The organism is Schwartzia sp. (in: firmicutes) (assembly GCF_978017985.1).
Map to the genome: position 1 here is coordinate 1 of NZ_CDXDFU010000038.1, position 7,399 is coordinate 7,399.

At 48.9% G+C, this 7,399-nt stretch carries 9 protein-coding genes and 1 pseudogene; all 10 read right to left on the reverse strand.

The features are described from left to right. A pseudogene (locus ACY69O_RS01855) lies at nt 1-103 on the reverse strand (NAD-dependent protein deacylase); the annotation flags it as partial. A gap of 29 nt (nt 104-132) precedes the next feature. Continuing rightward, nucleotides 133-714, reverse strand: a complete 582-nt coding sequence (locus tag ACY69O_RS01860) for an ANTAR domain-containing response regulator (RefSeq protein WP_462331772.1) — start codon at nt 712-714, stop codon at nt 133-135. Then, entirely contained in the window at nt 711-2,153 is a 1,443-nt protein-coding gene (locus tag ACY69O_RS01865) for a sensor histidine kinase (RefSeq protein ID WP_462331773.1), read from the reverse strand. Before ACY69O_RS01865 ends, ACY69O_RS01860 begins: the two co-directional genes overlap by 4 nt. 10 nt (nt 2,154-2,163) lie before the next feature. After that, nucleotides 2,164-3,195 carry a tRNA (adenosine(37)-N6)-threonylcarbamoyltransferase complex transferase subunit TsaD gene (tsaD, locus tag ACY69O_RS01870; RefSeq protein WP_462331774.1) on the reverse strand — a complete coding sequence of 344 codons (1,032 nt, stop codon included), beginning with the start codon at nt 3,193-3,195 and terminating at the stop codon, nt 2,164-2,166. A 26-nt stretch (nt 3,196-3,221) separates the two neighbouring features. Continuing rightward, complete coding sequence (gene rimI / locus ACY69O_RS01875) at nt 3,222-3,683, reverse strand: ribosomal protein S18-alanine N-acetyltransferase (RefSeq protein ID WP_462331775.1); 462 nt, start codon at nt 3,681-3,683, stop codon at nt 3,222-3,224. Further along, nucleotides 3,680-4,381 (reverse strand): tRNA (adenosine(37)-N6)-threonylcarbamoyltransferase complex dimerization subunit type 1 TsaB, encoded by a 702-nt coding sequence (tsaB, locus tag ACY69O_RS01880; RefSeq protein WP_462331780.1) that lies wholly within the window; start codon nt 4,379-4,381, stop codon nt 3,680-3,682. The genes rimI and tsaB overlap by 4 nt, the downstream gene beginning before the upstream one ends. 4 nt (nt 4,382-4,385) lie before the next feature. Continuing rightward, entirely contained in the window at nt 4,386-4,856 is a 471-nt protein-coding gene (gene tsaE / locus ACY69O_RS01885; RefSeq protein ID WP_462331776.1) for a tRNA (adenosine(37)-N6)-threonylcarbamoyltransferase complex ATPase subunit type 1 TsaE, read from the reverse strand. 136 nt (nt 4,857-4,992) lie between these two features. After that, nucleotides 4,993-5,700, reverse strand: coding sequence for a L,D-transpeptidase family protein (locus ACY69O_RS01890; protein WP_462331777.1), 708 nt, complete (start codon nt 5,698-5,700; stop codon nt 4,993-4,995). Nucleotides 5,701-5,730: 30 nt separating this feature from the next. Continuing rightward, the gene (locus ACY69O_RS01895; protein WP_462331778.1) at nt 5,731-6,690 is read right to left on the reverse strand and encodes a glycosyltransferase family 2 protein; all 960 of its coding nucleotides are present in this window, start codon (nt 6,688-6,690) and stop codon (nt 5,731-5,733) included. A 128-nt stretch (nt 6,691-6,818) separates the two neighbouring features. Beyond that, a partial coding sequence (locus tag ACY69O_RS01900; RefSeq protein WP_462331779.1) for a type IIL restriction-modification enzyme MmeI occupies nt 6,819-7,399 on the reverse strand: 581 nt, incomplete at its 5' end.

Here is a 7,399-nt window from a genome sequence, read left to right on the forward strand (position 1 = left end):
AGTCCGGTATGCCCGATTCCGTGGATACACCGGCACCGCCGAAAAATACGATACGGCTGCTTTCTTTAAGGATATCGACAAAACGCTGCATTTCTCCGTCCATGCTTCCCATCCCTTTCGTCTGCTATGCTCTTATTTCTTCTTCACACCCGAGCGGATTACTGCCTCCGCAACTTCCTTTATGCTCTTACGCTTCATCATGCTGTAGCGCTGGATACGGCGGTATGCTTCTCCTTCGCTGATGTTATACGCATTCATCAGGATTCCTTTCGCGCGGTCAAGAGTTTTTCTAAGCTCAAGAGAATCCTTTGCTTTATCAAGCTCGCCTTCAAGCTCCTTCATTTCCTGCCAGCGCGAAAGAGCACTCTCCAATGCAGGGAAAAGATTTTCCTCACGCACGGGCTTTACCAGAAACCCAAGAACGCCCGATCCTTTCGCCTTTTCCACTATATCCTGCTGGCTGAATGCCGTCAAAAGCAGCACAGGAGCAATCCCTTCCTCGGAAATTTTTCCTGCTGCCGTTATGCCGTCCATCTCAGGCATCTTAATATCCATAAGGACAAGGTCAGGACGATATTTTTTCGTGAGCTCGACAGCGCGTTTGCCGTCAGAAGCCTCTCCCACTATTTCATGCCCGGCGTCCTCAAGCATTTCTCTCAAATCCATTCGGATAATTGATTCGTTATCTGCTATTACAAGCCGTAAAGGTGTCATACGCTTTTTTCCTCCTTATCGCTCCCGCGCGGAATCATGAGGCGCGCGTGGGTTCCGTCCTCGTCGCTTTCAAGGTGGAATTCCCCGCCCAGGTCACCCTCTACGAGAGTTCGGACAATCTGAAGCCCCAGAGATTTTGTCTTTCTGAGGTCAAACGACGGCGGAAGCCCCGCTCCATCATCATGTATATCAATCAGAAAGCCTTCCGGTGTTTCCTCTATATCAAGTCCTATTACGCCGCTTTTTCTTCCCTCAAAGCCATGCTCCATTGCGTTCAGCAGGAGCTCGTTGATTACAAGGGCAAGATTGGTTCCCTGTACCGGAGGGAGAATCGCCGCTGTTCCTGTTATTTTCCGTTCAAGAACAAAATCCGACGGAAGCATCATTGGCTGAAGCAAATCCAAAATATTGTTCGTTATCTTCTGCACATCAATAGCTTCAAAACCTTGCTGCGACAGAAATTCATGAACAACCGAAATGCTCGTTATACGGTTTATGCTCTCAGTCAATGCCTCCTTTACTGCAGGCTCCGAAGACCTTCTTGCCTGCATACGAAGAAGGCTTGCTATGGTCTGCAGATTATTTTTCACACGATGGTGAATCTCTTTTATTACCGCAGACTGTACAAGAATCTGCTTTTCCTTTTTGCGGAGCTCGGTAACGTCCTCAAGGACAATTACACGGCACAAAAGCTGACCGCCCTCAAGAATAGGCAGGTTTCTCTGAACAAGCACGAGATTTCCCGCTTCAAATTCCTTTTCATCAGGACGCTGGGGCACTACGGTTTCCCGTGTTATATGGCGTGTGAGCTTTCGGTCAAATATATGAAGTCCCAAAAGGCTCCCCACTCCGAGCACACGATAAATATGTCCTGCCGCTTCATTCGCAAAAACAATACGGTTATACGCGTCGGTGATAAGTACTCCGTCGCTTGCTCCGATAGGACGGTAAAGAGACGGCTCAATAGGTTTTCTCGCGTTTATCAGCATGGCACGGGCAGTTTTCAGCAGATGGCTGCTGCCCGCAAGATGCAGATTTTCCTCTGATATTTCAAGACTAACCACCGCCATTGGCGTATTGCCGTCATGAATGGCGTAAGTAAACATCATTATATCCGTCTGCCCGAGTTCCCACTCTCTCCGTCCCGTCAAGGGCTTACCCGTTTCGAAGGTCTCACGGACAAGAGGTTCTTCAAGCATACGCACTATATCGCCCTGCTCCGCCCAGCGTGCCGTATGCACCGCTGTATGCGGGCTCTCGTGTGAAAGCACGATAAACCGTGCAGGCTCATCAGCGCTCTTCCTCACGGGTGCATAAAGAGTAACATGCGCGTGGGTAAGGTCTGCCAGAAACGGAAAACATATTACTATGCGCGAGAGAATATCTGTCTGCACTGCCGTACAGGATGTAAATTTTCGGCAAAGCTCCCTAACGTCCATAGATTTCCCCTTACTCCACGTCATTAAGTCCAAGTCCCGGCACAGCATTCAGATACAAATCCGAAAAACGGTCGGAAAGAGACTGATAATATCCGCGGCAGGCTATCATTGCCGCATTATCTGTGCAGAGAATACGGCTGGGGAAGAAAAAGTTGATACCGTTCTCCTCCGCAGCAGAGCGCAGCCGTTCCTCAAGAACACTGTTCGCCGCAACACCGCCCGCAAGCACGAGCGTATCAAGCTTCGTCTCCCGCATGGCTTCAAGAGCCTTCGCAATAAGCACTTCAATAACGGCGTCCTGAAAGGAAGCCGCCACATCTGCACGATTTACTTCTATATTCTTCATTTTCTGCGCGTTAAGATAGTTCAGCACGGCAGATTTAAGACCGCTGAAGCTGAACTCGTAATCTCCGCTCTTTACCAGGGCACGGGGGAAATCTATTGCCTTTGGATTTCCTTCCTTTGCGAGGCGGTCTATCTGCGGGCCTCCCGGATATGGAAGCCCCATAACACGGGCAACCTTATCGAAGGCCTCTCCTGCCGCGTCATCGCGTGTCTGTCCCATCATGCGGAATTTGTTGTAGTCCCTTACTTCAACAAGGGCAGTATGTCCTCCTGAAACAACAAGCGCCATAAACGGAGGCTTCAGCTCCGGGGCACTAAGGAAATTCGCAAAAATATGCCCTTCAAGATGGTTTACTCCGATAAGCGGAATATCCTGCGCAAAAGCGAGAGCCTTTGCCGCCGATACGCCGACGAGAAGCGCGCCAACCAGTCCGGGGCCGTAAGTCACCGCAATCTGATCTATATCCGAGAGCTTTACACCTGCCGTACGAAGCGCCTCGTCAACAACAGGCATGACATTTACGATATGCTTTCTGGACGCAATTTCCGGCACTACACCGCCAAATTTCTGATGAATTGGTATCTGCGTAGATATTATATTTGATAAAAGTTCACGGCCTCCGCGAAGTACAGCCGCAGCAGTCTCGTCGCAGCTGGATTCGATTCCCAGTGTAAGCCGCTCCTCCGTTTTTTTCATATATTCCTCCGTCATACTTTCTTGATTCAGTGGTCTGCATTAACCTCGGCCAAATTCATATTCCACATGATAATGGCATCTTCGCCGTTATCCTGATAATATCCCGGACGCCTTCCGCAGTCCTTAAATCCAAAGGACGTATAGAGTGCTATTGCCGCCGCGTTTGACGGACGGACCTCAAGAGTCATCCGCACTGCGCCGCGCTCTATTGATGCTTTTATAAGCTCTGCCATGAGCTTTTTTCCAACACCTTTTCCGCGATACTCCGGCGCAATGGCTACATTTGTAATCTGCGCCTCGTCTCCGAGAATCCATGTTCCGGCATAGCCTATGATTTCCTCACCGTCCACCGCCAAAAGGTAATGCGTCTTATCATTGGCCGCCGCCTCCCAAAAGGACTGACGCGACCACGGCACAGCAAAGGAGGCAAGCTCCACCTTTTCAACGCCTGCGGCGTCCTCCGGGCGCATACGGCGAAACGTAATCACAGGTCTGCCTCCGGGTGCCGTTTCTCCCAAAGAACTTCCGCCTCGGAACGTCGGATATAAAACGGCTCAAGATTCATCACATTGTCCTGTTCACCCTTTGCCAGGCGTTCAAGCCCCAAGGCCGCGACAGTAGCCGCGCGCGGCAGCATGTGGGTAAAGGGTGCAGTCCTGACGTTCTTCGGAAGCTCCTTATCCGCGAGCTTCTTCGTCATATCTCCGCAGATAATGACAGTTTTTTCCATAGCTCCGCACCGTTTAACGACTTCATCAAGCGGAATTATTTCTATTGGCTGTACTTCCTTTAAGCCTTCTTCATCACGGGAATAGCAAGCCATGTACGCATTTCCCTTCTGCGCGTCAATTAGCGGAACAACAACAGCGCCCGGCACAGGGAAATTTTCTGCCATTGCTTCAAGAGTAGGCACCCCAACAATAGGAACTCCCCATGCGTATGCCAGTCCTTTTGCCGCAGCAAGCCCTATTCTGAGACCTGTAAAGGAACCGGGTCCGAGGCTTACCGCAATGGCGCCTATGTCCTCGCGCTTTACACGGGCCATTTCCATAGCCTGTTTTATATGCGGCTGGAGTGTCTCCGAATGCGTCAGCTTTGCTGCAGCCGTGACCTCCGCCAACAATTTTCCTTCCTCAGCGACAGCAACACTTGATACGATTGTCGCCGTCTCTATTGCCAAAATCACCAAACTATTTTCCCTCCTGTGAAAGCAGCTCCCTGAGCCATGCCGCGTCTGCTCCGCCCGCACGGGTGAAATTAAGATGCCGTTCACTTTCATCTTCACCGCATTCTATATGTATTCTTATATACTTCTCCGGAAGCGCTTCGGGGAATTTATCCGCCCACTCAATAAGCACCAGGCCGTCATCTGCCTCCGCGTATTCATAAAAGCCGAATTCCTCCAGCTCACTCTCGTCCTCAAGCCGGTACAGGTCAAAATGGCGCACGGAAAGACGCCCTTCATAAACATTCATAAGATTGAATGTAGGGCTGGTGACATCTGCCGTTACTCCGAGGCCTCTGCATAATCCCTCCGTGAAAAGGGTTTTCCCCGCTCCGAGATTTCCCGTAAGGCAGAGCACTGTTCCTTCGGGCACGATTTTTCCTATGCGGTATGCAAGACCGTCTGTTTCCTCAGGCGATTTTGTCACAATTTCCATTCGGCTTCGTCCTTTCTTTCTATCCTCACCTAATCATAACACATATCATATACTTTTACGCATTGCTTTTTCAATATTAAAGGCCTGCCGCACGATAACCCGTCTTCATGCGGCAGACCTCTCATTGCTCATTGCATCAAATTTTCCATGCAGCCGCCAACTGCGGCGCGATCTTTTTAATACTGTCAATGACAACCACGCAGTCAGGCTTTACCCGCTGCATTACGAGCTTCATTTTATCCTCGGGGATAGCCACACAGCCGCCAGTATAGGGCTTCTGCGGGCCGAGACAATGGAGAAAAACCGCCGAGCCCTTGCCCGGAAGACACGCAGCATTAAAATCTATGTTCAGGCAGTATACGTAATGAACAGTATAATCCGCGATGTGCTCACTGTTTTCCTTATCAAGCCCCGGCACCCTGCGAATATCTACCATCTTGTTATAATGCATTCCCGGACGCTCGTCACCTGACCAGTAGCAATTATCATCAACCTGCAGATAGGGAATTGCACAGCCCGGGTCGGGAGCAATGCCAAATGCCGCATCAAACTTAAATGTGCCGACGGGAGTCTTACTGTCTCCCTCCCTTTCCTTGCCGATTCCTTCTTTCCCGATAAAGCCGGGAGTCGTCATAATCTGCTTCCAGCTGCCGTCAGCGCTCTTTTCATGGAAGGACACGTACGCCGTTGTCTTTCCCACTCCGGCAACTACAAAGAGCTGTTTTGCCGCAGCAGCCTGCGGAAGCTTTGCCACCCAGTCCGGCGAAGCCGTTTCAGCCGCCAGCACAGTTCCGGAAACACACAGCCCAATCAAGAATACACATACCATAAACAACCTGCGCATGATTATCCCCCCAACGCATCAATGATAAAATTATTTACCTTTTCTCAATTCCATGTCCGCATTTTTAGGCTTGTCCTGTGCAATCAGGTACAGAGGCCTTCCCTTTGTTTCCTCAAAAATACGTCCGATGTACTCTCCCATAATTCCAAGAATAAAGAGCTGCACCCCTCCGAAAAACAGAACGCAGGCAAGAATAGTTGCCCAGCCCGGGACAGCATCGTTCTCAACATATTTTACAAAGAGCACATGCAAGAAGAGGAAAAAGCTGATGATACCTGACAAAACTCCTGCGTAAAGGCCAAATCGCAGTGGAACCGTAGAAAAAGCCAGAATGCCGTCTACCGCAAGGTGGAGCATCTTCCTGAAAGAGAATTTTGACACACCTGCAAAGCGCGGCGGAGCGACGAACTCCAGTTTCGTCTGCTTAAAGCCCATAGCAACAATAAGTCCGCGTATAAATCGTGCATGCTCGCGATATTTTCTGAATGCCTCCACGACAATACGGTCCATGAGTCTGAAATCCGAACCGCCTGGCTGAATCGGTACAGTTGAAACCATATTAAGCACCTTGTAATAAAGAGCCGAGGTCGTCTTTTTGAAAAAAGATACTCCCTCTGTAGTCACGCGAACAGTCTGAACGACCTCGTAGCCTTCCTCCCACTTTTGGAGAAGCGTAGGAATCATTTCAGGCGGATGCTGCATATCTCCGTCCATAGTAATTACTACATCACCATCTGTATGGTCAAGTCCGCAGGTCAGAGCAAGCTGATGACCGCTGTTTCTTGCCAGGAACATCGGCTGTACCCTCTCATCCTCTTTTTCAAGCTCACGAAGAATTACACGGCTATTGTCCTTCGAACCGTCATCAACAAAAACAAGCTCAAAGGTATAATCTGTCAAGGGCTTCATAGCCTCGCATACGGCTTCATAAAAATGCCGCAGATTCGCTTCTTCATTATAAACAGGTACAACAATAGAAACTAATTTCATATATACAAACCTTCATCCCATCATCCAAATATCCTTTTAAGTATAACGCATTTATTCAAGTTTTGCCAAAGGCAAACTTGAATAAATGCGTTTCATCAGCCGTAATCCTGATATAAAGTCTTAAATCTTTATTCGTTTTTAGTCAGTTCCTCATACATCTTCATAAGCTCGGCTACACATTCGCTTTCGCTGTTGAGCCTTCCCCAAAAACCATAAGCCTGCATCACTGCTTTATCGTTGTCGCGATGAGCTTTGAGCAGCTCAGGCGGCATTGTAATCGGATCATACAGGTCAGCAAGGCTGCTGTCAGGGTAAAGAGCGCGTGCATCCAAAATTCCTTGTGCTGTCTTTTCAATAGTCTCTCGCTGCTTATCTGTTGGAGATGGCCAAGGGAAGTTGTTGTAGACAATATCTTTGGAGTATCGGTAATCACTTTTCAATCTTCCTGCCACCACTCGCATCCATGCCATATGTACATTTGAAGTAAGTACCCCAAAGTGATATAAGGAGGAGTTTGGAATCAGAAAAACCAAATCACTAACCAAACAGCTATCATCCATATATCCCATAGGCACATAACGACGCCGTTCAGAAGAAACCTTAGGTATAACAATATAATTCCCCTTAGGCATATTTTCTGTAGAAAATCGAGTAGGTGTATCCGCTAACTTTTGCGTACCTGCACGTTTACTGTTTTGCCTAAATACTC

What these genes read in the sequence shown, in the direction of transcription:
- ACY69O_RS01860 (WP_462331772.1), bottom strand. Translation starts at nt 714, where the DNA reads ATGACACCTTTACGGCTTGTAATAGCAGATAACGAATCAATTATCCGA.
- ACY69O_RS01865 (WP_462331773.1), bottom strand. Translation starts at nt 2,153, where the DNA reads ATGGACGTTAGGGAGCTTTGCCGAAAATTTACATCCTGTACGGCAGTG.
- tsaD (WP_462331774.1), bottom strand. Translation starts at nt 3,195, where the DNA reads ATGAAAAAAACGGAGGAGCGGCTTACACTGGGAATCGAATCCAGCTGC.
- tsaE (WP_462331776.1), bottom strand. Translation starts at nt 4,856, where the DNA reads ATGGAAATTGTGACAAAATCGCCTGAGGAAACAGACGGTCTTGCATAC.
- ACY69O_RS01890 (WP_462331777.1), bottom strand. Translation starts at nt 5,700, where the DNA reads ATGCGCAGGTTGTTTATGGTATGTGTATTCTTGATTGGGCTGTGTGTT.
- ACY69O_RS01895 (WP_462331778.1), bottom strand. Translation starts at nt 6,690, where the DNA reads ATGAAATTAGTTTCTATTGTTGTACCTGTTTATAATGAAGAAGCGAAT.